General features: G+C 64.3%; 23 protein-coding genes and 2 pseudogenes. 14 read left to right on the top strand and 11 right to left on the bottom strand.

What is annotated here, in order from left to right; translation table 11 throughout:
• Nucleotides 1-46 precede the first annotated feature (46 nt).
• From AC0L3B_RS07620 to AC0L3B_RS07610, 3 genes are all read right to left on the bottom strand, one after another.
• Nucleotides 47-1,360, bottom strand: a complete 1,314-nt coding sequence (locus AC0L3B_RS07620) for a tetratricopeptide repeat protein (protein ID WP_204512525.1) — start codon at nt 1,358-1,360, stop codon at nt 47-49.
• Nucleotides 1,361-1,373: 13 nt separating this feature from the next.
• A complete protein-coding gene (locus tag AC0L3B_RS07615) occupies nt 1,374-2,384 on the bottom strand; it encodes an aldo/keto reductase (protein ID WP_085350814.1) in 1,011 nt (336 codons plus the stop codon).
• 272 nt (nt 2,385-2,656) lie between these two features.
• The gene (locus AC0L3B_RS07610) at nt 2,657-3,082 is read right to left on the bottom strand and encodes a PaaI family thioesterase (protein ID WP_085384272.1); all 426 of its coding nucleotides are present in this window, start codon (nt 3,080-3,082) and stop codon (nt 2,657-2,659) included.
• Between the two features lie 66 nt (nt 3,083-3,148).
• Between AC0L3B_RS07610 and AC0L3B_RS07605 the strand changes: the two genes are divergently transcribed.
• Both AC0L3B_RS07605 and AC0L3B_RS07600 read left to right on the top strand, forming a co-directional pair.
• Complete coding sequence (locus tag AC0L3B_RS07605) at nt 3,149-3,778, top strand: NUDIX hydrolase (RefSeq protein ID WP_204512524.1); 630 nt, start codon at nt 3,149-3,151, stop codon at nt 3,776-3,778.
• 70 nt (nt 3,779-3,848) lie between these two features.
• The gene (locus AC0L3B_RS07600; RefSeq protein WP_204512523.1) at nt 3,849-5,063 is read left to right on the top strand and encodes a hypothetical protein; all 1,215 of its coding nucleotides are present in this window, start codon (nt 3,849-3,851) and stop codon (nt 5,061-5,063) included.
• Between the two features lie 159 nt (nt 5,064-5,222).
• Here AC0L3B_RS07600 and AC0L3B_RS07595 read toward each other — a convergent pair whose 3' ends face one another.
• On the bottom strand, nt 5,223-5,525 hold the full coding sequence (locus AC0L3B_RS07595; RefSeq protein WP_026232467.1) for a hypothetical protein: 303 nt from the start codon (nt 5,523-5,525) through the stop codon (nt 5,223-5,225).
• A 194-nt stretch (nt 5,526-5,719) separates the two neighbouring features.
• Between AC0L3B_RS07595 and AC0L3B_RS07590 the strand changes: the two genes are divergently transcribed.
• From AC0L3B_RS07590 to AC0L3B_RS07570, 5 genes are all read left to right on the top strand, one after another.
• On the top strand, nt 5,720-6,199 hold the full coding sequence (locus AC0L3B_RS07590) for a hypothetical protein (RefSeq protein WP_018453125.1): 480 nt from the start codon (nt 5,720-5,722) through the stop codon (nt 6,197-6,199).
• Between the two features lie 162 nt (nt 6,200-6,361).
• Nucleotides 6,362-7,309: a TAXI family TRAP transporter solute-binding subunit gene (locus AC0L3B_RS07585; RefSeq protein WP_018453126.1), complete on the top strand. Its 948-nt coding sequence runs from the start codon at nt 6,362-6,364 to the stop codon at nt 7,307-7,309.
• A 161-nt stretch (nt 7,310-7,470) separates the two neighbouring features.
• A complete protein-coding gene (locus AC0L3B_RS07580) occupies nt 7,471-9,582 on the top strand; it encodes a TRAP transporter permease (RefSeq protein ID WP_085384262.1) in 2,112 nt (703 codons plus the stop codon).
• Nucleotides 9,579-9,956, top strand: a complete 378-nt coding sequence (locus AC0L3B_RS07575; RefSeq protein ID WP_198293337.1) for a DUF1850 domain-containing protein — start codon at nt 9,579-9,581, stop codon at nt 9,954-9,956. The genes AC0L3B_RS07580 and AC0L3B_RS07575 overlap by 4 nt, the downstream gene beginning before the upstream one ends.
• A gap of 15 nt (nt 9,957-9,971) precedes the next feature.
• A complete protein-coding gene (locus AC0L3B_RS07570; protein WP_473380241.1) occupies nt 9,972-10,778 on the top strand; it encodes an SDR family NAD(P)-dependent oxidoreductase in 807 nt (268 codons plus the stop codon).
• A 159-nt stretch (nt 10,779-10,937) separates the two neighbouring features.
• Here AC0L3B_RS07570 and AC0L3B_RS07565 read toward each other — a convergent pair.
• Together AC0L3B_RS07565 and AC0L3B_RS07560 are read right to left on the bottom strand one after the other, a co-directional pair.
• A pseudogene (locus tag AC0L3B_RS07565) lies at nt 10,938-11,656 on the bottom strand (hypothetical protein).
• Nucleotides 11,657-11,734: 78 nt separating this feature from the next.
• On the bottom strand, nt 11,735-13,312 hold the full coding sequence (locus tag AC0L3B_RS07560; protein WP_473380240.1) for a cation:proton antiporter: 1,578 nt from the start codon (nt 13,310-13,312) through the stop codon (nt 11,735-11,737).
• A 95-nt stretch (nt 13,313-13,407) separates the two neighbouring features.
• Here AC0L3B_RS07560 and AC0L3B_RS07555 point away from each other — a divergent pair, with 95 nt between their 5' ends.
• A complete protein-coding gene (locus AC0L3B_RS07555) occupies nt 13,408-14,166 on the top strand; it encodes a tetratricopeptide repeat protein (RefSeq protein WP_085384261.1) in 759 nt (252 codons plus the stop codon).
• Nucleotides 14,167-14,292: 126 nt separating this feature from the next.
• Here AC0L3B_RS07555 and AC0L3B_RS07550 read toward each other — a convergent pair whose 3' ends face one another.
• Nucleotides 14,293-14,478 (bottom strand): hypothetical protein, encoded by a 186-nt coding sequence (locus tag AC0L3B_RS07550; RefSeq protein WP_473380249.1) that lies wholly within the window; start codon nt 14,476-14,478, stop codon nt 14,293-14,295.
• On the opposite strand from AC0L3B_RS07550, the pseudogene AC0L3B_RS07545 reads away from it, so the two are divergent.
• The 3 genes and pseudogenes from AC0L3B_RS07545 to AC0L3B_RS07535 all read left to right on the top strand — a co-directional run bounded on the left by AC0L3B_RS07545 (nt 14,426) and on the right by AC0L3B_RS07535 (nt 18,182).
• Nucleotides 14,426-15,686 (top strand): annotated as a pseudogene (locus AC0L3B_RS07545) (tetratricopeptide repeat protein). The gene AC0L3B_RS07550 and the pseudogene AC0L3B_RS07545 sit on opposite strands and share 53 nt — an antisense overlap.
• 143 nt (nt 15,687-15,829) lie before the next feature.
• Nucleotides 15,830-17,752 carry a propionyl-CoA synthetase gene (locus AC0L3B_RS07540; protein WP_473380239.1) on the top strand — a complete coding sequence of 641 codons (1,923 nt, stop codon included), beginning with the start codon at nt 15,830-15,832 and terminating at the stop codon, nt 17,750-17,752.
• A gap of 169 nt (nt 17,753-17,921) precedes the next feature.
• On the top strand, nt 17,922-18,182 hold the full coding sequence (locus AC0L3B_RS07535) for a hypothetical protein (RefSeq protein ID WP_018453135.1): 261 nt from the start codon (nt 17,922-17,924) through the stop codon (nt 18,180-18,182).
• 125 nt (nt 18,183-18,307) lie between these two features.
• On the opposite strand, the gene AC0L3B_RS07530 is transcribed toward AC0L3B_RS07535, so the two are convergent.
• Nucleotides 18,308-19,003: a DUF1013 domain-containing protein gene (locus AC0L3B_RS07530; protein WP_007597507.1), complete on the bottom strand. Its 696-nt coding sequence runs from the start codon at nt 19,001-19,003 to the stop codon at nt 18,308-18,310.
• Nucleotides 19,004-19,256: 253 nt separating this feature from the next.
• Here AC0L3B_RS07530 and ispH point away from each other — a divergent pair, with 253 nt between their 5' ends.
• From ispH to rnhA, 3 genes are read left to right on the top strand one after another with little or no spacing between them, the layout of a single operon-like run.
• Nucleotides 19,257-20,225 carry a 4-hydroxy-3-methylbut-2-enyl diphosphate reductase gene (ispH, locus tag AC0L3B_RS07525; protein ID WP_007597506.1) on the top strand — a complete coding sequence of 323 codons (969 nt, stop codon included), beginning with the start codon at nt 19,257-19,259 and terminating at the stop codon, nt 20,223-20,225.
• A 6-nt stretch (nt 20,226-20,231) separates the two neighbouring features.
• Nucleotides 20,232-21,215: a homoserine kinase gene (locus AC0L3B_RS07520; RefSeq protein ID WP_085350802.1), complete on the top strand. Its 984-nt coding sequence runs from the start codon at nt 20,232-20,234 to the stop codon at nt 21,213-21,215.
• Nucleotides 21,212-21,676 carry a ribonuclease HI gene (rnhA, locus tag AC0L3B_RS07515; protein ID WP_007597503.1) on the top strand — a complete coding sequence of 155 codons (465 nt, stop codon included), beginning with the start codon at nt 21,212-21,214 and terminating at the stop codon, nt 21,674-21,676. Before AC0L3B_RS07520 ends, rnhA begins: the two co-directional genes overlap by 4 nt.
• A gap of 167 nt (nt 21,677-21,843) precedes the next feature.
• On the opposite strand, the gene AC0L3B_RS07510 is transcribed toward rnhA, so the two are convergent.
• From AC0L3B_RS07510 to AC0L3B_RS07500, 3 genes are all read right to left on the bottom strand, one after another.
• Entirely contained in the window at nt 21,844-22,329 is a 486-nt protein-coding gene (locus AC0L3B_RS07510; RefSeq protein WP_018453139.1) for a peroxiredoxin, read from the bottom strand.
• Nucleotides 22,330-22,436: 107 nt separating this feature from the next.
• Nucleotides 22,437-22,991, bottom strand: coding sequence for a DUF924 family protein (locus AC0L3B_RS07505; RefSeq protein WP_085350801.1), 555 nt, complete (start codon nt 22,989-22,991; stop codon nt 22,437-22,439).
• A gap of 15 nt (nt 22,992-23,006) precedes the next feature.
• Nucleotides 23,007-24,692 carry a long-chain fatty acid--CoA ligase gene (locus AC0L3B_RS07500; RefSeq protein WP_018453141.1) on the bottom strand — a complete coding sequence of 562 codons (1,686 nt, stop codon included), beginning with the start codon at nt 24,690-24,692 and terminating at the stop codon, nt 23,007-23,009.
• Nucleotides 24,693-24,850: the final 158 nt, after the last annotated feature.

Below are 24,850 nucleotides of genomic sequence, written 5' to 3'. Positions count from 1 at the left end.
CCCGGCCAGCACTTGCCGTCAGGCCAGTGTTTTTTTCGTGGCGGGGCTACCCCATAGCCGCCCGCCAGCGCGTATCGCGCAAGGATGGGCGGCGGTGCAGGCGGGCGTCGAGCAGGGCGCGGGCGCGCGGCAGGTCGCCGCTGCGCATGAGGGCAACGACAAAAGTGTCCTCGATCAACTCGCGCTGGGCGTGGCTGCCGCCGAGACGCACGACCTCGTCGAGGACCGGCGCGAGCATTTGCACGCATGCCGCGTAATCCTCGTCCGCAAAGGCTGCCAGCGCGCGGCAGACCGCCGGCACGACGGGGCCGGCCGGCAGCTTGCCATCGGCGAGCCGCTGCTCGATCGCGGTCAACCGCGCGACAAGCGCCTCGCGATTTTGCGTTGCGGCTGCGAACAGTGCCATGTGGATATCGGCGAAGGGCAGGCTCGATTTCGGAAACAGTCTTTGCGCGGTGGCATCGGCTTCGACCCAGAGCGCTCTCGGCACGGCGTGGCCGTAAGCCGACAGGCGCCAGAGCAGTGACGCACCGTCGGTGACGAGATTGAGCGGCGGCGCCTGTGTGGCCTCTGGCTGCAGCACATCGGCATAGATCGCGAGCGCCCGCGCGGCATCGCCATGCTCCAGCGCGCCGAGCGCCTGATGCCAGCGGATGTGGCCGTGCAAGATCCCGGCGCGGTCGTAACAGGGGATCCAGTCGTCGACGAGCCGGTCGGCCGCTTCGATCGAACCGTCCTCGAACATCGCATGCAGCACGGCGTGCACAGCATGGGCATTCTGCCGGCGCAGCTCGAAGCCGCGCTCGGTGACACCGCGGCCGCGACCGACATTGCCGTTCTCGGTCATCGCCCAGCCGTACATGGTGAGGAACCACCAATCCTCGCCATAGTCATGCGCGACGCGCTCGCACAGCTCCTGCCGCGCGCGGTCGTGATCGGCCATGCCGGAGAACGCGAACAGGCCGAAGGCGCCGAGCGGCAGCGACAGCACCAATGCATCGCGCGGCCACGCCTCGACGTGCTTCATCGTTGCCGCGATCGCCTCCGGCAGCCGGCCCTCGATTGCGAGCGCCAGCGTCTCGACATGCGAATGCTCGCGTTCCGTGCCGCGTGTCGCCACGAGCTCACGCGCGAGGGCCGCCTTCTGACGTGCCAGGTCGCCTTGCTGATAGAAGCCATGCAGGCGGGCGCGGGCGACATGGGCCAGCGCAAAATCCGGATCGGCCGCAGTCGCGCGCTCCAGCGTTTCCGCCGTGCCGGTCCAGCCCGCGAGCATGAGGTCGACGCCCTCACGATAAGCGGATGCCGCCTCGGGCGAAGAGGTGGAGATCGGCAGGCCATAGCGATCTTCGAGGGCCATCCTTGTCTCCGGCTCAGGCCGTCCGCGCGCGACGTCCTTCGATCGGATAGGCCGGGTCGTTGTAGCCTGGCGTCGAAGGATGACCCGGCACGACCAGTCTGTCGATCAGCGCCTCGTCCTCGGCGGTGAACCGATAGTCGAGCGCGCCGATGTAGCCGTCCCATTGCTCCTCGGTGCGCGGGCCGGCAACGGTCGAGGAGACAAAGGCGGAGTTCAGCACCCAGGCGACCGCGAACTGGCCGCCGGTGATGCCCTTCTTTTCGGCGTGAACCTTGATCTCTTGCGCCAGCTGGAGCGATTCCGGCCGCCATTCGGTCTGCATCATGCGGGTGTCATTGCGGCCCGCGCGCGTCTCCTTGTCGGGAGCCGCGTCGGGCGTGTATTTGCCGGTCAGCACGCCGCGCGCCAGGGGGCTATAGGGCACGATGCCGAGGCCGTAATAGGAGCAGGCCGGGAAGTGCTCGACTTCGGGCATGCGATTCATGGCGTTGTAATAGGGTTGGCTCACCGCGGGCCGGTCGATGCCGAGCCGGTCGCAGATGTTGCAGATTTCGGCGACGCGCCAGGCGCGGTAGTTCGAGACGCCGAAATAGCGCACCTTGCCGGCGCGGATCAAATCGCCCATCGCGCGCACCGTCTCCTCCAGCGGCGTCGAATGGTCTTCCTTGTGCAGATAATAGATGTCGATGTGGTCGGTGCCGAGCCGCTTCAGGCTCTCATCCGCCGCTTGCAATACCCAGCGTCGCGACAGGCCGACACGGTTAGGGTCGCCCCCCATGGGGTTTGCAAGTTTCGTCGCGAGCACCCAGGCGTGACGGTTGTTGCCGATGGCGCGTCCCACGACCTCTTCGGATGCGCCCTTCGAATAGGCGTCGGCGGTGTCGATGAAATTGATCCCGGCCTCGTGCGCCTTCGCGATGATCCGCTTTGAGGTGGCTTCATCGGTCGGCCCGCCGAACATCATGGTGCCCAAGCAGATCGGCGACACTTTCAGGCCGCTGCGGCCGAGTTGGCGGTATTGCATGGGCGCGTCCTTGCTGCTTCTTCGGGCGACAGCATATCCGTCTCACTCCGTCATTGCGAGCGCAGCGAAGCAATCTAGAGATGCGTCTGCGGCGGCAGTCTGGATTGCTTCGCTGCGCTCGCAATGACGCGGTTGGCGGAGATGCTTGCTACGCTCCCATCGCCCGGCTTGACCGGGCGATCCAGTATTCCGAGAGGGCTGTAGTTCAATCGAGAAGCCGCGGCGTACTGGATTCCCCGCCTTCGCGGGAAATGACAGCGTTGGGTGTGGAGTTACCCCGGCCCCTTCAAGATCTTGAACACGCCATTGGCCATCACCACGCAGCGGCCGTCCACGCTGACCTCCGTGCTCATGAAGATCAGGCTGCGCGTCGAGCGCACCACGCGCGGGCGGGAGATCAGGATGTCGCCGATCTGGCCGGCGTCGACGAAATGGGTGTCGAGCTGCACCGTCGCCATGAACTCCTTGCCCGAGACATAGCGGGCAGTCATGCCGCAGGTACGGTCCGCGAACGTCATCATCACGCCGCCCTGGACCATGCCGCGGCGATTGTGGTGCTTGTCCTCGGTCGCAAGTGCGAATTCGTACTGGCCGTCGACCTTGCGCTCCCACAATGGGCCGATCAGGTGCATGAAGCCCGTGGTCTCCAGGATGGTCCAGCCGTCTGCTTTCAGCCTCGCGGCGGTCTTGTTGGTCATGTCGTCCATTTCCTGAGCGGGTCGTGCGATCTCGTTTCATCGGGGCCGGACGTGGTGTAGTCAAGCATGATGAGACCGTTCGACGATGCCACACGGCGGAATATCGCGGCTGCCTGTGCGGCCTTCACGCGGCTGCCGGAGGATGAGGCGCCGGCGGCGTTGAAGCGTGCCGCTGTGGTGATTGCGCTGACCGCAGCCAGCGAGCGCGATGACACGGCGTTCCTGCTCACGCAGCGCGCATCGCATCTGCGCGCCCATCGCGGCCAATGGGCTCTTCCCGGCGGACGCTGCGATGCCGGCGAGACGCCGGTCCAGGCGGCACTGCGCGAGCTCGACGAGGAGCTTGGCCTGCGCCTCACCGGCGCGGAGGTGCTCGGCACGCTCGATGACTATCCGACCCGCTCCGGTTATCTGATCACGCCGGTCGTGGTCTGGGCCGCCGATAGTGCCGCGATCAAACCAAACCCGGACGAGGTCGCCTCCGTGCATCGCATCGCGCTTGCGACGGTCGAGCGCGCCGACGCCTTCGATTTCGTCGCGATCCCCGAGAGCACGCGCCGTGTGATCCGTTTCCATCATCAGTCGAGCTTGATTCACGCACCGACGGCGGCCCTGATCTACCAGTTCCGCGAAGTGCTGGCAGGACGGCACACCCGCGTCACCGAGCTGGAACAGCCGGTATTCGCCTGGAAATGACGCGAGGGGCGAAAACGAGGTAAACGGCGCGTTAACGTGACAGTTACCGGATGCCTGCTAAGAGGGCAGCATGCATCAATCGATTCGAAATGCCGTGAGACTGGTTCCACTTGCGCTCGTCCTGCTCGCGCCTCCCGTGCGCGGCGGCGAATCCGACGCGCTGCCGCCGGCCGTCCGCAATGCCAATGCCCAGCTGTTGTCGCAGTTCTTTGCGCAAGGCGGCGTGTCGCCCGCCGTGCTGGAATATCGCCGCAAGCTGCAGGAGTATCAGGCGGCGCGCGCGGCCTTTGACGAGGAAGCCGGCGCCTATTGGAGTCAGATCTCCGAGAAGCGGAAAGGCCGTAATGCCAAGCGGCGCAGCGGGCAGCAGGTCACGCTCGACGATTACGTGCTGGAGCATCCGCCGCTCTATAACGGGCCGAAACGGCCGGTGAATCCGGAGCCGGAGGAAACCCCGGACCGCCCGACGAAAAAGCCGATCCCGGTGGTCGCCGATCTGCTGCGCGCGGCGCAGGAGCTTTATCAGTTCACGCCACAGCGGCCGGCCAACGAAGTCGAATTCAAGCGCGTCTATGCACGCTACGCGCTGGCCTCGGGGCTGACTCGCGAGCAGGCGGTGCGGGTCTACGCGTTCGAGACCGGCGGCACCGGCAGTTACGACGTGCAGGCGGGAATCGAACATGGCGGCAAGCGCGCCATTTCGACCGCGATGGGCTACAACCAGCTGCTGACGACCAACAGCGTCGAGCTGCTGGCCGAGCAAGGCCATGAATTCATCCGCGCTCTCTCTGACAAGGTGGCGCGGACCTCAGGCCCGGCGCGTCAGTCGCTCGAGCACAAGCTCACTGTGCTCAAGAAAATGGTGGCGCACGCCAAGTCGGTGCCCGACACCTGGTCGGAGCACGAGAAGATCGGCAACACCGCGCAGGGCTGGGCCATGCATGCCATGGTGCTCGACATCGATATCGGGCCGATGCTGCAGACTCACAAGCTGCTCACCTCGGTGCTGTTCGCGCGTGCCAAGGGCTACAACCGCCCGCTCAGCGCGGCCGAGCTCGAGATGATGAACCTCACCGGCGACGGCACCGGCCTCGACATGGTGACAATGCCGCAGGTAATGCGCGAGCAGGTGCCGACTTCGAACTTCTTCCAGCGCGGCGGCTACGAGCGTAACCCGGTCGCGATCCGCCACAACACGGTGGCGAAGCTGCTGGCGGTGACGGATACGAGGATGGACAGCAACAGCAACAACGCCGGCGCGCGCGAGCTGGCGGGGGCGTTTTAGGCGGCGTCGTCCGGCGAAGGCCGGGACCCATTACCACAGGGCATAGTTTGGGAGGACGGTCGTTCGGTACTGCGGCCGTACGCAATCGAGGGATCACGCGGTATGGGTCGCGGCCTTCGCCGGGACGACAGCAGTGTGTGGCGTCGCCGCGACCTCGCCCTACTGATCCGACCCGAACTTGAACTTGCCGTCGCCTTCCAGATACGGGCCGCTGCGCATGTAGAGCTGGCCGTTGTGGCCGAGGAAGAACAGCGTGCCCTTCGGCACCTTCTTGGCGCCCTTCAGAAGTTCGCCGGCATTGCTGGTGCCCATCTTGTAGGAGAAGGTCTTGCCGTCCTTGTCATAGGCGTAGCCGGTGTCGGGCTTGAGCTCCCAAGGTGTTGCAGCGGTCTGCGCCAATGCGGGTGCAGCGAACGCGCCGAGCACGGCCGTCACCAAAAATATCCTTGTCGAAAATGCCATCACCCTATCCTCCCCATCGAGGCTCCCGGCTTGAACAAATCACGAACGGCGCTTTCAGGTCAATTTGCGAAAGCGCCGCAGCGCATCACGTCTTGCCGAGCAGTTTGTGATTTTCCCTTCGTCCCCGCGCGACTATGTTCCGCTTTCCGTCTAGAACGCAATTCGACAAAAACATTGGGTAGGGGATGATTCGAATGAACCTCGTCATTAAAGCTTGCTGGGCCGCCGGCCTGTTGCTGACGGTGCTCGCGCCGGCCGCCCGTGCCGATGATTACCAGCTCAGCCACAACCAGAGGATCTCGTGCAGCCGCGGCCTGGCCCCGGGCAAGCTGAACACCGCGACCTGCAAGTCATACACCTACCTCTTCAACACCAAGACCTCGGAATATTTCCGTTGTCAGGTCTCGCTGGCGCTGACCCGGGACAACAAGGAAGTCATCAACGTCCAGACCGACGGCGGCTGCACCAAGAAGCCGCGCATCTTCGACACCGACGGCCATTACGATTTCGACGCGACCGAGACCGAGCCGCCGAACACCAATTCGTTCTTCGGCCCCGGCGGCTACTCGGTGTGGGCCGCCGACGTCGGCGCGCAGAAGGTGCGCGGCTGCATCATCATCTCCTCCGGCCTCGGCTCCGACATCTCCAAGTGCCTGGACATGACCTTCCAGTGAGGGGCTGACCAGACCTGGCTGCGCCACCTCGCCGCACCCGGCGAGTTCCCCAAAAATCGAACCAGCACAGCCATTTACTGCAGTCCTGTTTTGACTTTTGGATGGGTTGACCCGCCCCCCTCATCCGGCCAACTTCCGGCCGGTTTGGGGAGTAGAAAGATCATGAAACGAACGATTTTCGGCGTGGCCGCGGCTCTTGCTCTGGCGGCCTCGGCACCTTGCGCGCAGGCGCAATCCTTTATCAATGTGCTGACCGGTGGCACCTCCGGCGTCTACTACCCCCTCGGGGTCGCGATCGGGAAGATCTACGGCGACAAGATTCCTAACGTGAAGACGCAGGTGCAGGCCACCAAGGCGTCGGTCGAGAATCTGATCCTGCTCCAGCAGGGTCGCGGCGAGATCGCGTTCACGCTGGGTGACTCGCTGAAAGCGGCCTGGGATGGCGACGAGGAAGCAGGCTTCAAGTCCAAGCTCGACAAGCTGCGCACGATCGGCGCGATCTATCCGAACTACATCCAGATCGTCGCGACTGCCGAGAGCGGCATCAAGACGCTTGCGGATCTCAAGGGCAAGAGCCTGTCGGTCGGCGCGCCGAAATCGGGCACGGAGCTGAATTCGCGCGCCATCCTGGCGGCGGCCGGCATGAGCTACAAGGATCTTGGCAAGGTCGAGTATCTGCCGTTTGCCGAATCCGTCGACCTCATGAAGAACCGCCAGCTCGGCGCGACGCTGCAATCGGCCGGGCTCGGCGTGGCCTCGCTGAAGGATCTGTCGACCTCGAGCCCGATCGTGGTGGTGTCGGTGCCGAAGGAGACCGTCGACAAGATCGGCCTGCCCTTTATCGCGGCGACCATTCCCGCCAACACCTACACCGGGCAGGACAAGGACGTGCCGACTGCGGCGGTGGTCAACTACCTCGTCACCAGCTCGGCGGTGTCGGACGATCTCGCCTACCAGATGACAAAACTGGTCTACGAGTCGCTGCCCGAACTCGCCAACGCGCATGCGGCCGGCAAGGAGATCAAGCTCGAGACGGCCGCCAGCGGCAGCCCGGTTCCGCTGCACCCCGGCGCGATCCGCTATTACAAGGAAAAGGGGCTGATCAAGTAACGTCGGCCTCGTTATCGGACGTCATGGCCGGGCTTGTCCCGGCCATCCACGTTCTAAGGCCAGGCGAGAAAGATCGTGGATGCCCGGGACAAGCCCGGGCATGACGGCGCGGATGGACCGTGCCAATGCTATAAGCGCTCGACGATTGGGGATGGGTTGAAATGCTGGAGAAGGCAGAGGGCGCTCAAGAGCCCATCAAGGTCGAGTTCGACAATTTCGAGCACGGTTTTCCGGAAGGCTTTGGCCCGGGCTGGTGGGGCACGCTCGCCTACTGGATCGGCATCGCCTTCGCGATCTTCCAGCTTTATGTCGCGGCCTTCAATTATCTGCCGAGCCAGGTGGTGCGCGGCGTCCATGTCGGCTTCCTCATTCTCCTCACCTTCGGCCTGATCGGCAACTTCACCGCCAAAAGCGATTTCGGCCGCGCGATCGGCTGGCTGATCGGCGGCATGGGCTTTCTGTGCGGGCTCTATCAATGGATCTTCTATGCGGATCTGATCGCACGTGACGGCGATCCGACGCGCCTCGATCTGGTGGTCGGCACGCTGCTCGCCGTCCTGATCTTCGAGGGCACGCGGCGGCTGATGGGCGCAGCGCTCCCGCTGATGTGCGGCGCCTGTCTCGTCTACTGGTTCTTCGGCCAGTATCTGCCGTCACCGCTTAACCATCGCGGCTATGATTTCGACCAGATCGTCACGCATCTGTCGTTCGGCACCGAAGGTTTTTACGGCGTGCCGATCTACGTCTCGGCGACCTACATCTTCCTGTTCATCCTGTTCGGCTCGTTCCTGGAGCGCGCCGGCATGATCCAGCTCTTCACCGACGTTTCTCTTGGGTTATTCGGCAGGACCCGCGGCGGCCCGGCCAAGGTCGCGGTGTTCGCCTCGGGCATGATGGGCACGATCTCCGGCTCCGGCGTCGCCAACGTCGTCACCGTCGGCCAGTTCACGATTCCGCTGATGATCAGGTTCGGCTATCGCCGCGCGTTCGCGGCCGGCGTCGAGGCGACAGCGTCGATGGGTGGGCAGATCATGCCGCCGGTGATGGGCGCGGTCGCCTTCATCATGGCAGAGACGCTCGGTGTCCAATATTCTGAGATCGTGAAGGCGGCCGCGATTCCCGCGATGCTCTATTTCGCCTCCGCCTTCTGGATGGTGCATCTGGAGGCCGGCAAGCACGGGCTCACCGGCATGAAGCGCTCGGAGATTCCGAGCGCCTGGAAGGCCCTGGTGACGCGCTGGTATCTCGTGCTGCCGCTCGCGGCGCTGGTCTACATGCTGTTCGAAGGTTTTACGCCGCTCTATGCCGGCAGCATGGGCCTCGCGCTCACAGTGGCGCTGATCCTTGGCACCGCCATCACGACAGGCGCGTCTTCGATGGCGATCCGCTATGTCTTCTGGATCGGGCTCGCGCTCGTCGTCGCGGCGCTCTCGCGCGACGGCCTTCAGATCGTGCCGGTCGCAGGCGTCGTCGTCGCGCTGATCGTGATCACTGCGTTCGTGCGTGGCGGATTTTCCGCCCTGCGCGCCTGCCGCGATGCCTTGGCTGAAAGCGCCAAATCCGCGATCACCGTCGGCATGGCCTGCGCCATCGTCGGGGTCATCATCGGCATGATGTCGCAGACCGGCGTCGGCACCATCTTCGGCGGCTGGGTGATCGATCTCGGCGAGAAGAGCCTGTTCCTGGCACTGATCATGACCATGCTGCTGTCGATCCTGCTCGGCACCGGCATCCCGACCATCCCGACCTACATCATCACGGCAGCGCTCGCGGCGCCCGCGCTGGCCAAACTGGGTGTGCCCCTGATCGCAAGCCACATGTTCGCGTTCTATTACGGCATCATGGCGGACCTCTCGCCGCCGGTGGCGCTGGCCGCGCTTGCCGCAGCACCGATCGCGAAGGAGAATCCGGACAAGATCGGCTGGGAGGCGATGCGCATCGCGCTCGCCGGCTACGTCATCCCCTTCATCTTCGTCTATTCGCCGGCGCTGATGCTGCAGGGCGGCGATCCCATGGCGGCCAAGCTCGGCTTCTACGGCGCGGTGGCATTGGCGACTGTCAAGGCGCTGGTGGCGATCGCGCTGTTCGGCATGGTCGCGATCGGATTCCTGTTCACGCGCCTGACGTTCCTCGAACGTTTGGTCGCGCTCGGTGCCGCGCTGTGCCTGCTCGGCGACTTCCCGTTCAGCGACACCGCGGGCTTCCTGCTCGCCGCTGCGATCGTGCTGTGGCAGTGGCGGCGGCGGCCGCCGGCGCCGGTCGAGGCGGTGTGAGCCTCTGCCTCGTCACAGCCTCAGGCCTGAAGGCGCTGGCGCTGTCCGCGTTCACACTGGTGTGGACGCATTCGATCGCGAAGGTCGACTGGCAGGAAGACTGGCGCGTCACCCCCGCCGGGCTCGAACTGGTGCAGGCACGCGTGAAGGGCACCGGCCCCGGCATGGAGCCGCCGCCCGAGGCGCGCCTCGTCGACGGCTGGTTTCAATGGAGGCCCGCGCGCGCGCCGATGCCGGAGGTCGTGCTGGGCAATTCGGACGCGGCTGGCGAATGGCGGCTATGCCATGACGGCAAGTGCCGGACGTTGTCCGAGATTGTCGGTCATCCCATTGGTGCTAACGTCACAAAGATGATCGTCTGCAAAGAACAATAATAAGGGAGACACGCGATGGGTCGGCTCAAGGGCAAGGTTGCGATGGTGGTGGGTGCCGGCTCGATCGGGCCTGGTTGGGGCAACGGCAAGGCCACCGCGGTCACCTTTGCCCGCCAGGGTGCGCAGGTGTTTTGCGTCGATCGCAACGGCGCGGCCGCCGAGGAGACCGCGAAGATCATCGCGGACGAAGGCGGCCAGGCGAGCGCGTTCACGGCCGACGTCTCGCATGCGCGCGAGGTCGAGGCGATGGTCGCGGCATGCCTCAAGGCCTACGGCCGCATCGACGTGCTCGACAACAATGTCGGCATCGCCGAGATGGGCAGCGTGGTCGAAGTGACCGAGGAAAGTTGGGACCGGGTCTTCAGCGTCAACCTCAAGAGCGCCTATTTCGCCATGAAGCACGTCATCCCCGTGATGGTGAAACAGGGCGGTGGCTCGATCATCAACATCTCCTCGATCGCTTCGATCCGCCACATGGGCATCTCCTACGTCACGTACGGCACCTCGAAGGCGGCGATGAACCAGATGACCCGCACCACCGCGATCGAGTTCGCGCGCCACTATGTCCGCGTCAACGCGATCCTGCCCGGCCTGATGAAGACGCCGATGGTGGAACATTCCGCAGGTCTTGCGAACAGCTATGCCAAGGGCGATGTTGAAGCGATGTGGCGGGCGCGCGATGCGCAAGTGCCGATGGGCCACATGGGCGACGCTTTCGACGTCGCCAACGCCGCGCTGTTCCTGGCCTCGGACGAAGCGAAATATGTGACGGGCATCGAGCTCGTGGTGGACGGCGGGATCACGTGCAAGGCGGGGGCCTAGGCGTCGTTCCGTGTTCGCCGTCGTCCTGGACAAGCGAGCGTAACGAGCGCTGATCTAGGACCCATAACCCCAGGGAGAAGTTTGACGAAGGCTGGCGGCTCCGGCTACTTCAACATTCGGCATTCGGGGTAATGGGTCCTGGCTTTCGCCAGGACGACATCATTGCGCCAGCGCCAGAATCCCGCCGGCGAATGAATGCCATGCCGCCGTTTCGCTGATCGGCCAGTTCAGCACCTTCACCGCCAGCAGTCGCGTACCATGGCGACGACGAGCAGCAGCGAAGCGACCATCGCGGGCGCGATGGTGACGGGCACCGGCGGCGGCCCTGGCGGTCCCGAAGGCGCGAGGAAAGTGAGAAACCAGCGCGCGATCGCGGCATCGAGGATGGAGACCGCCGCGAGCAGCATCAGGCGTTTGTGAATCTCCGGCTTTCGCGTGTTCATGATCGCGAGCACGAATACACCAGCGAAGAACGCGATCCCGCTCATCGGCACGATCGAGAAGGCGATGCCGGCCTCTTTCTGGCCGAGCGCCGCGGAATGCTGCATCACATGGACGGAGGCGAGGAAGCCGAAGATCGTCATCGCGGTCGCGAGCGAAACGCCGGCTATGCCGAGCGCACGGTGATTGACCATGCGGCCTGAGGCGGCGAGCCACGTCTGGATCACGAAATAGAGAGACCAGGTGAAGAACAACAGGCCGTGGAAATGAATGACGGGGCTTGCGGACAATGTCCGGTTCGCGAGCGGCACAAAATAGGTCGGTGCGAAGCCGAGAAAGGCGGTGGCCGCGCAGGCCAGTGCCATGTGGAGATAGAAATATCGTGCGGGCGACGCATCTCGCGCGCGCACACGACGGTCGTCGATCAGGGTCGTCATGAGGGATGAGTCTGGAGAGGCGGCGTTTGGTTCAAACCCCTAGCCACCTGTGCAGGGCGCTTGTCGGGATGACGAAATCTAACCCCCCGCGCTCAGTTCCGCGCGATCGAGCTCCTCCTCGATCCTGTGAAACGCGTCGTCACCGATCACCTCGGTGGCCCGGAGGTCGAAGATCGATTTTCGCGCGGCTTCGATGGCGCGGCGGCGCAGCGGATCGGCGGGCAATTCGCCGTTGGTGATGCCACCATGGGGATCGTCGTCGGCCTGCATCAGGATGGCACGATATTCGAGCCGCAGGATTTCGGCTTCCTCCGACGGATCGTCCTCGATCGCGTCGAGCGCCGCGCGATAGGCGACGGCGCGGGCGCGCGCGACCTCGATGCCGACGGGATTGTCGTCCTTGAGGCCGAACGCCAGGATCAGCGGCCGCAAGGTCAGGCCCTGCACGACCAGCGTGCCGAGCACGACCGCAAACGCCGAGAAGACGATGAAGTCACGATGCGGAAAGTTTTCCGGCAAGGCAAAGGCGGTGGCGAGCGTGACGAGGCCGCGCATGCCACACCAGGAGATGATGAGGCCGCCCTTGGCGGAGGCGACCTGCTTCGGATCCTTGGGGTGATAGATCCCGTGCGCCACCAGCGTGCGTAGCGTCGTGCGGTAGACCGTGACCCAGGCCAACCGGACCAGGACCACGGTGAGCAGGATCCAGGCGGCGGCCAGGCAATAGTCCCAGCGCACGTCCGCGTCCAGCCGCGTCCAGATCGGTCGCATCTGCATGCCGATCAGCATGAACGCGAGCACGTTGAGCACGAACACCATCGTATCCCACACCGCGTAGGACGGCACCCGCAACCGCGCCGGCATGCGAGCGGGTGCAGCGCGTGCCATCGTGATGGCGTACACGACGATGGTGAGGATGCCGGAGAGGCCGAGATGTTCAGCGCCGATCCAGACCATGAAGGTAGTGGCGAATTGCATGATGATCGAACTGGGAGCCTCCGTGATCTGCACGATCACCAGTGGCATGACTCGCGCGGCGAGATAGCCGGCAACGACGCTGCCGACCAGCGCCAGAGCCATGGTTGGCGCGACCTGGCTCCATGCCAGATGCTCGGTGGCGATCGCTCCGACGGCGATGCGATAGATCAGGAGCGCGGTCGCGTCGTTGAGCAGGCTCTCGCCTTCCAGGACCTTCACCATGCGGTGAGGCAGCTTCACCTGGCTCAGGATCGCGACCGCGGCGGCCGCGTCCGGCGGGGCCACGATGGCGCCGAGCGCAACCGCGGCGGCCCAGGGCATATCAGGCATCAGCCGGTGCGCGACGTAGGCCACAGCGGCCGTGGTCAAGCCGACCGCGGCGACGACGAGGGTGGAGACCGGAACCCAATTGTTGCGGAGATCGCGCAGCGAGGTGTCGAAGGCGGCATCGAGCAGGACCGGTGCGACAAAAAGAGCCAACGCCAGGTCGGGCTCCAGCGTCCAGGACGGGCTCGACGGCACAAAGGCGATCAGTGCGCCCCCGATTGCGAGAAAGGTCGGGTAGGGGACCTTGATCCGCCGCGCCAGCGCCGATAATGCAACGGCGCCGAGCAGAAGCACGATGATCCATTCGAATGTCGACACGTTGATCCCCGAACCCGATTTGAGCGGCGCCACAAGCTAGCACCAATCCGGTCGTATGATGGATGGTGCAGCCCCAAGGCAAGACCTCAAGGCGGACCTTAACTCAAGACTTTCCAACTGTGGCGAGCATGCGTTTTCTCATTCAATGGTCCGGCGCCGGGTTGCTCTTTGCGCTCTCGTTCGTTGCGGCTCATGCTGCGACCGGCGGCGAGCCGGCCGCGGTGCCGCAGGTCGACATCGCGCCGTGCCTCGCGGCCGCCGCAGCCGACGACATTGACAAGGCCGCCACGGCCTGCGCTGCCGTGATCGACAACGAGAAGACGGCGAAAGGCGACCTGATCAGGGCGCTGATCGCGCGCGGCGGGCTTTATGCGCGGCACGACCAAGTCGACCGCGCGATCGCCGACGACAGCCGCGCGCTGGAGCTCGATTCCGGTCTTGCCGATATCTTCAACGCGCGGGGCGAGCTCTGGCTAAGGAAGGGCGACAAGCCCAAGGCGGTGCAGGATTTCGGCGCAGCGTTGAAGATCGATCCGAACCACGAGAAGGCCAAGGTCAATAACAAGGCGATGGCGCGCGAGATCGAGCGGATCGGCGCGCAGATGGCGGTCGCGGGCAAGCCCAGCTTCATTTGCAAGGGTGCGCGCCGTCCCGTCGAGAAGGCGATCTGCGCCAACCGCGAGCTCGCTGATCTCGACCGTGAGGTCTTTGCCGCCAACGCGCGCGTGTTGCGCGAAGCCCGCAATGCAGGCGAAGCGAAGGCGCTTCAGCGCGAGCAGGACGATTTCATCGCCCGCCGCAACGCCGGGTTCGGCCGGCCGGGGTACGATTTGAAAAAGGCGATGCAGGAGCGGCTGCAGCGGCTCAACGGGGTGGACGGGTATTGAGGCTCCTCGTCTCGCTCGTAAGAGCGGGACGAAGGAGGGAAGGGATCGGTGCGCCGCTGGCACGCCTCGATTTGAACCGATTCTTTGGCTGTCGCGACAATGGTGAAAGCCTGATGTCCCGGAGCCCTATGCCATGTGCGGCACGCATCCTTCCGCGCAAATGCTCTCGTTTGCAAAAATCTCGTTTCGCTCGCTCCTGCTCAGCGCGGCAATGAGCGTCGTTCTCGTCGCCTCTGCTTCGGCCGGCGTCGATTGCGTAATCGGGAGCAAGGCCGCTCCGGCTGAGCTGATCCCGGCCTGCAGCGCGATCATCGACCAGGCCCTCGAATCCGTCCCTCGATCGCGCCGCGGCATTGCTGGTGCGCGCCGACGCCAATGCGCGAACCTCGGGCGGCCTCACGCAGGCGCTGCGAGATATCGATCGCGCCATCGCACTCGATGGCAAGAACGCAAAAGCCTGGCGCCTGCGTGGCGATCTCCTGCGCGAGGCCGGCGGCGATCTCAACCGCGCCGCGGCGGACCTCAGCAAGGCCATCGAGCTCGATCCGCAGGATTCGGAATCTTACGAGCTGCGCGGCGTCGTCTACACCAACCAGCACCGGCTCGACCGCGCGCTTGCCGATTACGACCAGGCGATCAGGCTGAAGCCTGACAATGCACAGGCCTGGTCCGACCGCGGCGTGACCTATTATCTCGGCGGCGACAACGAGAAGGCGATCCGCGATCTCAGCGAGGCGTTGCGGCTCGATCCGAACCGGCCGCGCAGCTACACCAATCGTGGCGCCGCCTACAAGAAGCTCGGCCAGCTCGACAAGTCGGTTGCCGACGACGGCGAGGCGATCCGGCTCGATCCGAAGGTGCCCGAATATTACGATAATCGCGGGCTGGCGCTGGCCGCGATGGGGGAGTACGACAAGGCGATTGCCGATTACGATCAGGCGCTCCGGCTGGCACCGCGGCCGAATTTCTTCACAAACCGCGGCGATTCCTACCACCTCAAGGGCGAGCTTGGCGCGGCGCTGAGCGATTACGAGGCCGCGCTGAAACTGGATCCGAATTTCGCGCAGACCTACAATAACCGCGCCGTGCTCTACAAGAAGATGGGCGAACGCAGGAAGGCGCTGGCCGACTATGAGACCGCGCTGCGGCTCGATCCCGGCAACGACAACGCCGCCGCCGGCCGCCGTGCCATGATCGCGGAGATTGCGAAATTCGGCGGCGAGCCGCTGCGGCCACTCGCGGCGAATTCCGGCAATGGCCCGTCGTTCGATTGTGCCACTGCGAAGCGCGAGGTTGAGAAGGTGATTTGTGCCGATCCGCAGCTGGGGGTGCTCGATCGCCAGATCGCCGAGACCTACGAGCGCGTGCTGAAATCGGCCGGGTCCCGCTTCGCCGGCGGCCTCCGTCGCACCCAGCGCGATTTCCTCACCACCCGCAATACGAGCTTCGGCCGCCCCGGCTATGATCTCAGGAAGGTCATGCAGGAGCGGCTGCAGCGGCTGAATGCGATGGATAGCTGAGCATTGTTCTTTTCAGCTTGAACCGCGGCCCGTTCCCGGGAAAATACCCCTCAAACAAGGCTGGTACTTGATCCCTGTCATGGCGGGACGTCTGTCCTGCCACAAGGTCAAGGCCAGGCGAATAAGGGAACGGGAGCGCGGGAATGAACGTCCGAGGAAACATCGACGGAAAGAGTCTCTATCACGAGGTTTATGCGCGCTCGCTGGCTGACCCCAAGGGCTTTTGGGCCGAGGCGGCCAAGGAGATCGACTGGATCCAGCCACCGAAAAAGATCTTCGATCCCTCGCAAGGCGTCTACGGCCGCTGGTTCAGCGGTGGCGTCGTCAACACCTGCTACAACGCGCTTGACCGTCAGGTCGAACGCGGCCGCGCCGACCAGGTCGCGCTGATCCATGATTCGCCGCTGGCAAATAGCGTCACCAAATTCACCTACGCCGAACTGCTGGCCGAAGTGCAGGCGCTTGCCGCCATCATGCAGGATTTTGGTGTCGCCAAGGGCGATCGCGTCATCCTGTATATGCCGATGGTCCCCGAGGCCGTCGTCGCGATGCTCGCCTGCGCGCGCATTGGCGCGGTGCACTCCGTGGTGTTCGGTGGCTTTGCCGCGAAAGAGCTCGCCACCCGCATCGACGATGCGCAGCCAAAGTTGATTCTGTCGGCGAGTTGCGGCATCGAGCCCGGCCGGATCGTGCAGTACAAGCCGCTGCTCGACGAGGCGATCAGGCTTGCGGGGGCAAAGCCGAAGGCCTGCATCGTGCTGCAACGTCCGCAGCTCGTCTGCGCCCTCACGCCCGGCCGCGACTATGATTGGGCGGGCCTGCGCCGCAAGGCGATGAACGACGGCAAGAAGGCGCCTTGTGTGCCCGTCGCCGCTACCGATCCGCTCTACATCCTCTATACGTCAGGCACGACCGGCATTCCCAAGGGTGTCGTGCGCGACAATGGCGGCCATCTCGTCGCGGTGAAATGGTCCATGTTCAACCTTTATGGCGTCAAGCCGGGCGAGGTCTGGTGGTGCGGCTCCGACATCGGCTGGGTGGTCGGCCACAGCTACATCGTCTACGGCCCGCTGCTGCATGGCGCGACCTCGATCATGTATGAGGGCAAGCCGGTCGGCACGCCCGATGCCGGCGCGTTCTGGCGCGTGATCAGCGAGCACAAGGCCGTCGCCTTCTTTACTGCGCCGACCGCGTTCCGCGCGATCCGGAAAGAAGATCCGGAAGGAAAATTCATCCGGCAATACGACCTCTCGACGTTCCGCACGCTGTTCCTGGCCGGCGAGCGCGCCGATCCGCCGACGGTGGAATGGGCGGAGCAGCAGTTGAAAGTGCCTGTGATCGACCATTGGTGGCAGACCGAAACCGGCTGGTGCATCGCCGGCAATCCGGTTGGCTTAGGTCAGCTGCCGGTGAAGCACGGGTCGCCGACGGTGCCGATGCCGGGCTATCAGGTCGACGTGGTCGACGAAGCGGCAAAGCCGGTCGGTCCGAACACCATGGGTTCGATCGTCATCAAGCTTCCGATGCCGCCGGGCTGTCTGCCGACGCTGTGGAATCAGGACGAACGGTTCAAGGAAGCCTATCTCACCGAATTCCCCGGCTACTACAAAACGTCGGATGCCGGCTACAAGGACGACGACGGCTATGTCTTCGTCATGGGCCGCACCGACGACATCATCAACGTCGCCGGCCATCGGCTCTCCACCGGCGGCATGGAGGAGATCCTGGCTTCGCATCCCGATGTCGCTGAATGCGCCGTGCTCGGCGTCAAGGACGCGATCAAGGGCGAGGTGCCCTGCGGCTTCCTGGTGCTCAAGGCGGGTGTGAAACGGGCCCCGGCCGAGATCGAGAAGGAGATCGTCGCGCTGGTGCGCGACAAGCTCGGTCCCGTTGCCGCGTTCAAGCTCGCCATCACCGTCGGCCGCCTGCCCAAGACGCGATCCGGAAAGATCTTGCGCGGCACGATCAAGAAGATCGCAGATGGTGAAGCTTGGACCATGCCGGCGACGATCGAGGACCCCAAGGTGCTGGACGAGATCGGCGATGCGCTGAAGGGGCGGGTGTGAGGTTTGCAATGGGGCTTGAATAGGCCGCATTTTTCCGCTCAATCCTCATCCTGAGGAGCGCGCCTGGCGCGCGTCTCGAAGGATGAAAGGCCCCGCTGCGGCAGCTTGGCCTGCATGGTTCGAGACGCCCGCTGCGCGGGCTCCTCACCATGAGGATGAAGGGCCTGCCATGAATTCGAAGCCGTTTCTAGCGATTGCATTTGCGGGCCTCATTCTCTCCGCCTGCTCCGCGCGCTACCAGACGCCGGTGGCGATGGGCGGCGATGATGACGACGCGGTCTGCCAGAGCCGCGGCTATGCGGCCGGATCGCCCGAATACGTGGCGTGCCGCAAGGACCGCGACGTCCAGCGCAGTTCCGCGACCACCCGCGCCGACCGCCGCCAGCGCGACCTCGGCGAATACATGCTGAACCATCCGGACCGGCCATAAAGGCTGCGCTGCGCCGCTGCGCTCGCAATGACGAGGTTGCTGAAGCTTCTTGCGTTACACCAAAAAAGAACGCGGCGGGTTTCCCCGCCGCGCTTGCATTCGATGACGACTGAAGAGTGGAAGGATTACTCCTCCTCCTGGTCCTGCTTCTTGCCGCCGAGCGTCTTCAGCTTGGCGAACACAGCATCGACGTTGAGATCGTCGCTGGACCTCTCCGCGGGTTCGTACTCGTCCTTCTTGGTGGTTTCTGAGGCCGGCAGCAAAGTGGCGCCGCCATAGGCTGCGTCGATCGGCTTTTCCTTCGCCGCGCGCGCGACCTCGAAATCGAGCTCGATCTGCGAGCAGAGGCCGAGGGTGACGGGATCGATCGGCGTCAGCTGGGAGGTGTTCCAGTGGGTGCGATCGCGGACACTCGCGATCGTACTCTTGGTCGTGCCGACCAGGCGCATGATCTGGGCGTCCTTGAGCTCGGGATGGTTGCGCAGCAGCCAGAGGATGGCGCTCGGGCGTTCGTGGCGGCGCGAGACCGGGGTGTAGCGCGGGCCCTTGCGCTTGGGCTGCGGCGGCAGCACCACCTTGCTCTCCTGGAGGCGGAGCCGGTAGTCCGGGTTGTTCTCGCCCTTCTCGATTTCCTCGCGGGTCAGCTGGCCATTGGAAAGGGGATCCATGCCCTTGATGCCCTGGGCGGCGTCGCCATCGGCGATCGCGCGCACCTCGAGGGGGTGCATTTTGGTGAAATCGGCGACCTGATCGAAGGTCAGCGCGGTATTGTCGAGCAGCCAGACGGCGGTCGCCTTGGGCATCAGAGGTGCGTTGCTCATGGCAAATCTCCTTTGTGCTTCGCCCACCCCTTTGGAGGCGAAACCGGTGGTCATCAGCGATGACTGGGAATTCGCGCTATATAAGCCCGGAGGGGCTAGCCACGCAATGGTTCTGCTATAGATAGTGCCTTGACAGCGCCCGAAAGGGGGCCCAATTCCCTCTGAAGTCTCTGTAAGACCGTACCCAAGCCCTATTCATCCATCGACCGCTTCCCGCCCATTTGGCGAGGTGATTCGGTCCCGAGATCGCTCAATGTCAGCCAAACCAGACCTCAAGATCGTGCTTTGTTCTCCCCGTGGCTTCTGCGCCGGGGTGGTCCGGGCGATCGACACCGTGGAACGGGCGCTCGATAAATACGGCGCCCCCGTCTATGTTCGCCACGAGATTGTGCACAATAAGTACGTCGTCGATGGGTTGAAGAAGAAGGGCGCGATCTTTGTCGAGGAACTCGCCGAGATCCCGGAAAACACCACCGCGCCGGTGGTGTTCTCGGCCCATGGCGTGCCGAAATCGGTCCCGGCCGACGCCACCTCCCGCAATTTGTTCTCGCTGGATGCGACCTGCCCCCTGGTCACCAAGGTGCACCGCGAGGCCGCGATCCATTTCAAGCGCGGCCGCGAGATCTTCCTGATCGGGCATTCCCATCATCCGGAGGTGGTGGGCACGCTCGGCCAGCTCCCGACCGGCGCCGTGACCCTGATCGAAACCGCCGAGGACGCCAAGACCATCGCCCCGAAGGACCCGAACAACCTCGCCTTCGTGACCCAGACCACGTTGTCGATCGACGACACCGCGGAGATCGTGGCGCTCCTGAAGGAACGCTTCCCGAACATCAACGGGCCGCACAAGGAAGACATCTGCTACGCCACCACCAACCGCCAGCTCGCGGTGAAGAAAGTGGCGCCGGTGGTCGACGCCCTGATCGTGGTCGGTGCGCCGAACTCGTCGAACTCGCAGCGCCTGCGCGAAGTCGCCGAACGCGAGGGTTGCCCGATCGCCGTGCTGGCGCAGCGCGCCACCGAAATCGACTGGAAGCGGTTCGAGAACATCACCAGCCTCGGCATCACCGCGGGTGCCTCGGCACCGGAAGTGATCGTCGAGGAGATCATGGACGCGTTCGCCGAACGCTTCACGCTGCATGTGGAGACGGTCTCGGCCGCGGAAGAGAACGAGTTCTTCCCGCTGCCGCGCCAGGTGCGCCCCGAAGCCGCCGCCGAGTAGACCTTCATGGCGGTCTACACCGACGTTGCCGCCGACGAGCTTGCGGACTTCCTCAATCAATACGATCTCGGTGAACTGCTCTCCTACAAGGGCATCGCCGAGGGCGTCGAAAATTCCAACTTCCTGCTGCATACGACCAAGGGGTCGTTCATCCTCACGCTCTATGAGAAGCGCGTGGCGAAGAACGATCTGCCGTTCTTCCTCGCGCTGATGACGCATCTGGCCGAGCACGGCGTCAACTGCCCGCTGCCGGTGAAGGGAACGGACGGCGAGGCGTTGCGCGAGCTGTCGGGCCGGTCGGCCGCGATCATCACCTTTCTCGAAGGCGTCTGGCCGCGCAAGCCGAACGCGGTCCATTGCGCCGGCGTCGGCGAGGGGCTCGCCAGGATGCATCTGGCCGGCGCGAATTTCGCGATCAGGCGCGCGAACGCGCTGTCGGTCCCGGGCTGGCGGCCGCTGTTCGATGCCGCGTCACAGCGGGCCGACGAGGTGCAGCCCGGCCTGCGCGCGTTCCTGAGCCACGAGCTCGACTACCTCGAGAGCGGGGTCTGGCCGACGCAGCTGCCCGAAGGCGTGATCCACGCCGACCTCTTCAACGACAACGTCTTCTTTCTCGGCGACAAGCTCTCGGGGATCATCGACTTCACTTTCGCCTGCAATGACTGGCTCGCCTATGATGTCGCGATCTGCCTCAACGCCTGGTGCTTCGAGCCGGATCATTCCTTCAACGTGACCAAGGCCCGGGCCTTCCTCAATGCCTATGGCCGGGTGAGAAAGCTGTCCGAGGCGGAAGAGACCGCGCTGCCGCTGCTCGCGCGCGGCGCCGCGATGCGCTTCCTGCTGACGCGGCTGGTCGACTGGCTCAACGTTCCGCCCGGCGCGCTGGTTCGGCCGAAGGATCCGCTGGAATATGTCCGCAAGCTGCGCTTCCACCAGAGCGTTTCCAGCGTGCGCGACTACGGGCTGATGCCGTCGGGGCTGGTGGCGTGAGCGAGCTTCCGATTGTCACGATCTACACCGACGGCGCCTGCTCGGGAAATCCGGGGCCCGGCGGCTGGGGCGCGATCCTGAAGTTCGGCGACAAGGAAAAAGAACTGAACGGTGGTGAGCGCCACACCACCAACAATCAGATGGAATTGATGGCGGCGATCTCCGCGTTGGAAGCGCTGAAGAAGCCGTGCACGGTCGATCTCTATACCGACAGCCAATATGTCCGTCAGGGCATCACCGGCTGGATCCACGGCTGGAAGCGCAACGGCTGGCGCACCGCCGACAAGAAGCCGGTGAAGAATGTCGAGCTATGGCAGCGCCTGGATGCCGCGCTGAAGGCCCATGACGTGCGCTGGCACTGGGTCAAAGGTCACGCAGGCCATCCCGAGAACGAACGCGCCGACCAGCTCGCGCGCGACGGGATCGTGAAGGCGCGGTTACAGGCGCGGGTGGCGGAGTAGCGCGGATCGGCGCTCTTGCTCATGCTCCGCCGTCATCGCCCGGCTTGACCGGGCGATCCAGTACGCAGCGGCCTCTCGATTCAACAACAACTGTCTCTGGAATACTGAATGCCCCGCTTTCGCGGGGCATGACAGTGTCGTTTGTGGCTGAAAGCGGCGTCTAAAGCTTACAGCTGCCCGAGCAGCGTATCGCCGCCGGACACCTCGACCTTGCCGGGCATCGCCTCGAGGTTCAGCTTCTTGACCACGCCGTCCTCGACCAGCATCGAATAGCGCTTGGAGCGGATGCCGAGACCGTTGCCGGAGGCGTCGAGCTCCATGCCGATCGCCTTGGTGAAGTCGGCATTGCCGTCGGCCAGAAAGATGGCCTCGTCGCGCTGGTCAGTGTCGCGCTTCCAGGCGTTCATGACGAAGGCGTCGTTGACGGAGACGATGGCGATGGTGTCGACGCCCTTGTCCTTGAGGGCGTAGGCGTTGAGGAAAATGCTCGGCAGATGCATCTTGTGGCAGGTGCCCGTATAGGCGCCGGGCACCGCGAACAGCGCCACTTTCTTGCCCTTGAAGATGTCGTCGGTGGTCTTCACCTGCGGGCCTTCGGCCGTCATCACGCGGAATTTCGCCTCGGGCAGTTTGTCGCCAGTCTGGATCGCCATCGTCAGTCTCCCTGAAAATCGGTCCCGCTTTTTAGACCGTGCGGCGGCGCTGCACAATATTGCCGGTAGGGCAGGCGGTGAGGGCGGGACCCTTCACCGTTATGTCATCAGCCGGCGAACCCGCCGCCGTCGAGGAAGGCCTGCTCGTCCGGGGTGGTGTCGCGGCCGAGCAGACGGTTGCGGTGGGGGAAGCGGCCAAACCGCCGGATGATGTCGGCGTGCTCACGCGCGTATTTCAGATTTTCGGCATTGTCGGTGTTTTGAAACAGCGCGACGCAGTGCAATTGGTCGGGCAGGTGCTCGGAATGCATGAAGGGTAAATAGAGGAATTCGAGCAGGACCGGATCGACCCTTTGATCTGCGCCCCCCGCAATGGCGCGGCGGGCGACGTCGCGCGCCAGCGCATCGCTGGCAAAGGCCTGCGACGTGCCGCGAAACATGTTACGTGGAAACTGGTCGAGCACGATGACGAGCGCGAGTGCGCCCTCGTCGGTCGCCTCCCATGACGAGAGTTCGCCGGCGACCGCCTTCTGCCACAGCGCGAGAAAGCGGCGCCTGACCTCCGCGTCGAATGCGTCGTTGCGCTCGTACCAGGCATCGCGGCCGGCCTCGCGCCAGAAGGCGAGGATGCCGGCGGGACTGATGTTGCTGTCGTCGGTCATGAACGAAAGAGGCGCTTACGCCGCCTCCGCCTTCTTCTCGTCGCGCAGCTGCCGCCGCAGGATCTTGCCGACATTGGTCTTCGGCAGGTCGGTGCGGAATTCGATGTGCTTGGGCACCTTGTAGCCCGTCAGCTGCTCCTGGCAGAACTTGACCAGGGCCTCCGCCGTGAGGTTCGGGTCCTTCTTGACCACGAACGCCTTCACCGCCTCCCCCGACTTGGAATCGGGAATGCCGATGACGGCGCATTCGAGCACCCCGGGGTTGCTCGCGATCACTTCCTCGATCTCGTTCGGATAGACGTTGAAGCCGGAGACCAGGATCATGTCCTTCTTGCGGTCCACGATCTTGGTGTAGCCCTTCTCGTCCATGATGCCGATGTCGCCGGTGCGGAAATAGCCGTCCGCGGTCATCACCTTGGCCGTCTCCTCCGGCCTGTTCCAGTAGCCCGACATCACCTGCGGGCCCTTGGCGCAGATCTCGCCGGGCTGGCCGAGCGGCATCTCGTTGCCGTCGTCATCGCGGATCGAGATCCAGGTCGAGGGCACGGGGATGCCGATAGTGCCGTTGAACTCCGGATTGGTCGTGGTGTTGCAGGTCAGCGTCGGAGATGTCTCCGACAGGCCGTAGCCTTCGGCGATGGAGCAGCCCGTGATGGCCTTCCACTGCTCGGCGACGGGGCGCTGCACCGCCATGCCGCCACCGTTCGAGATCTTCAGCTTGGAGAAGTCGAGCTTTTTGAAGTCGGGATGATGCATCAGGCCGTTGTAGAGCGTGTTCACGGCAGGGAAGTTGTTGACCTGGTACTTCGCCAATTCCTTGATGAAGCCCGGGATGTCGCGCGGATTGGGGATCAGGAGATTGCAGCCGCCGGCGCGCACCGCGAGCAGGTAGCAGGCTGTCAGCGCGAAGATGTGATAGAGCGGCAGCGCGCAAACGACCATGAGTTGATCGACATGCGGCGGCGCGGCCATCGCCGGCTGCAGCCAGGCGTCGTTCTGCAGGACGTTGGCGACGATGTTGCGATGAAGCAGGGTGGCGCCCTTGGACACGCCGGTGGTGCCGCCGGTATATTGCAGGAAGGCGACGTCGCCGGGTGACAGCTTCGGCTTGTTGAAGGCCAGAGAGCGGCCGGCGGAGATCGCGTCGTTGAAGGAGACCGCGCCCGGCAGCGACCATGCCGGCACCATCTTCTTGACGCGGCGGACGACCAGATTGACGATCACTCCCTTGAAGCCGAGCAGGTCGCCCATGCTGCCGACGATGACGTGCTTGACTTGCGTCTTCGCGATCACCTGCTCGACGGTGTGGGCGAAGTTCTCGAGCACGATGATGGCTTCGGCGCCGGAATCCTTGAGCTGGTGCTCGAGCTCGCGCGGCGTGTAGAGCGGATTGACATTGACCACCGCGAAACCGGCGCGCAGCACGGCTGCGGTCGCGACCGGATATTGCAGCACGTTCGGCATCATGATCGCGACGCGGGCGCCGCGTTGCAGGCCGCGCCCTTGCAGATAGGACGCCATCGCCAGCGACATCTGGTCGAGGTCGCGATAGCTGATCGACTTGTCCATGCAGATGAACGCCTTGCGGTCGGCGAACTTGGCGAAGCTCTCCTCCAGGAGGTCGACCAGCGATGAATATTGCGTCGGCTCGATATCGGCGGGGACGCCGGGCGGATATTGCTTAAGCCAGATGCGCTCCATGGAAACTCCCCTCATTGACCAGAGCCCGTTGTGTCTCGGGCTTGCCTCGTTGCCGTCAGTATCGAGCCTGCCGGAACGGGTGGCAAGCGGTCGAGGCTTAGGACAAACGTCAGGGAGTGGCTACCGGAATCCTTGCAAATGGCGCTGCCGCAACTGCG

It is taken from the genome of Bradyrhizobium sp. Kon56, assembly GCF_055807635.1.
This window is presented reverse-complemented; position numbering and strand designations above follow the sequence as displayed.

What these genes read in the sequence shown, in the direction of transcription:
- AC0L3B_RS07620 (WP_204512525.1), bottom strand. Translation starts at nt 1,360, where the DNA reads ATGGCCCTCGAAGATCGCTATGGCCTGCCGATCTCCACCTCTTCGCCC.
- AC0L3B_RS07615 (WP_085350814.1), bottom strand. Translation starts at nt 2,384, where the DNA reads ATGCAATACCGCCAACTCGGCCGCAGCGGCCTGAAAGTGTCGCCGATC.
- AC0L3B_RS07610 (WP_085384272.1), bottom strand. Translation starts at nt 3,082, where the DNA reads ATGACCAACAAGACCGCCGCGAGGCTGAAAGCAGACGGCTGGACCATC.
- AC0L3B_RS07605 (WP_204512524.1), top strand. Translation starts at nt 3,149, where the DNA reads ATGATGAGACCGTTCGACGATGCCACACGGCGGAATATCGCGGCTGCC.
- AC0L3B_RS07600 (WP_204512523.1), top strand. Translation starts at nt 3,849, where the DNA reads ATGCATCAATCGATTCGAAATGCCGTGAGACTGGTTCCACTTGCGCTC.
- AC0L3B_RS07595 (WP_026232467.1), bottom strand. Translation starts at nt 5,525, where the DNA reads ATGGCATTTTCGACAAGGATATTTTTGGTGACGGCCGTGCTCGGCGCG.
- AC0L3B_RS07590 (WP_018453125.1), top strand. Translation starts at nt 5,720, where the DNA reads ATGAACCTCGTCATTAAAGCTTGCTGGGCCGCCGGCCTGTTGCTGACG.
- AC0L3B_RS07585 (WP_018453126.1), top strand. Translation starts at nt 6,362, where the DNA reads ATGAAACGAACGATTTTCGGCGTGGCCGCGGCTCTTGCTCTGGCGGCC.
- AC0L3B_RS07580 (WP_085384262.1), top strand. Translation starts at nt 7,471, where the DNA reads ATGCTGGAGAAGGCAGAGGGCGCTCAAGAGCCCATCAAGGTCGAGTTC.
- AC0L3B_RS07570 (WP_473380241.1), top strand. Translation starts at nt 9,972, where the DNA reads ATGGGTCGGCTCAAGGGCAAGGTTGCGATGGTGGTGGGTGCCGGCTCG.
- AC0L3B_RS07555 (WP_085384261.1), top strand. Translation starts at nt 13,408, where the DNA reads ATGCGTTTTCTCATTCAATGGTCCGGCGCCGGGTTGCTCTTTGCGCTC.
- AC0L3B_RS07550 (WP_473380249.1), bottom strand. Translation starts at nt 14,478, where the DNA reads ATGATCGCGCTGCAGGCCGGGATCAGCTCAGCCGGAGCGGCCTTGCTC.
- AC0L3B_RS07540 (WP_473380239.1), top strand. Translation starts at nt 15,830, where the DNA reads ATGAACGTCCGAGGAAACATCGACGGAAAGAGTCTCTATCACGAGGTT.
- AC0L3B_RS07535 (WP_018453135.1), top strand. Translation starts at nt 17,922, where the DNA reads ATGAATTCGAAGCCGTTTCTAGCGATTGCATTTGCGGGCCTCATTCTC.
- AC0L3B_RS07530 (WP_007597507.1), bottom strand. Translation starts at nt 19,003, where the DNA reads ATGAGCAACGCACCTCTGATGCCCAAGGCGACCGCCGTCTGGCTGCTC.
- ispH (WP_007597506.1), top strand. Translation starts at nt 19,257, where the DNA reads ATGTCAGCCAAACCAGACCTCAAGATCGTGCTTTGTTCTCCCCGTGGC.
- AC0L3B_RS07520 (WP_085350802.1), top strand. Translation starts at nt 20,232, where the DNA reads ATGGCGGTCTACACCGACGTTGCCGCCGACGAGCTTGCGGACTTCCTC.
- AC0L3B_RS07510 (WP_018453139.1), bottom strand. Translation starts at nt 22,329, where the DNA reads ATGGCGATCCAGACTGGCGACAAACTGCCCGAGGCGAAATTCCGCGTG.
- AC0L3B_RS07505 (WP_085350801.1), bottom strand. Translation starts at nt 22,991, where the DNA reads ATGACCGACGACAGCAACATCAGTCCCGCCGGCATCCTCGCCTTCTGG.
- AC0L3B_RS07500 (WP_018453141.1), bottom strand. Translation starts at nt 24,692, where the DNA reads ATGGAGCGCATCTGGCTTAAGCAATATCCGCCCGGCGTCCCCGCCGAT.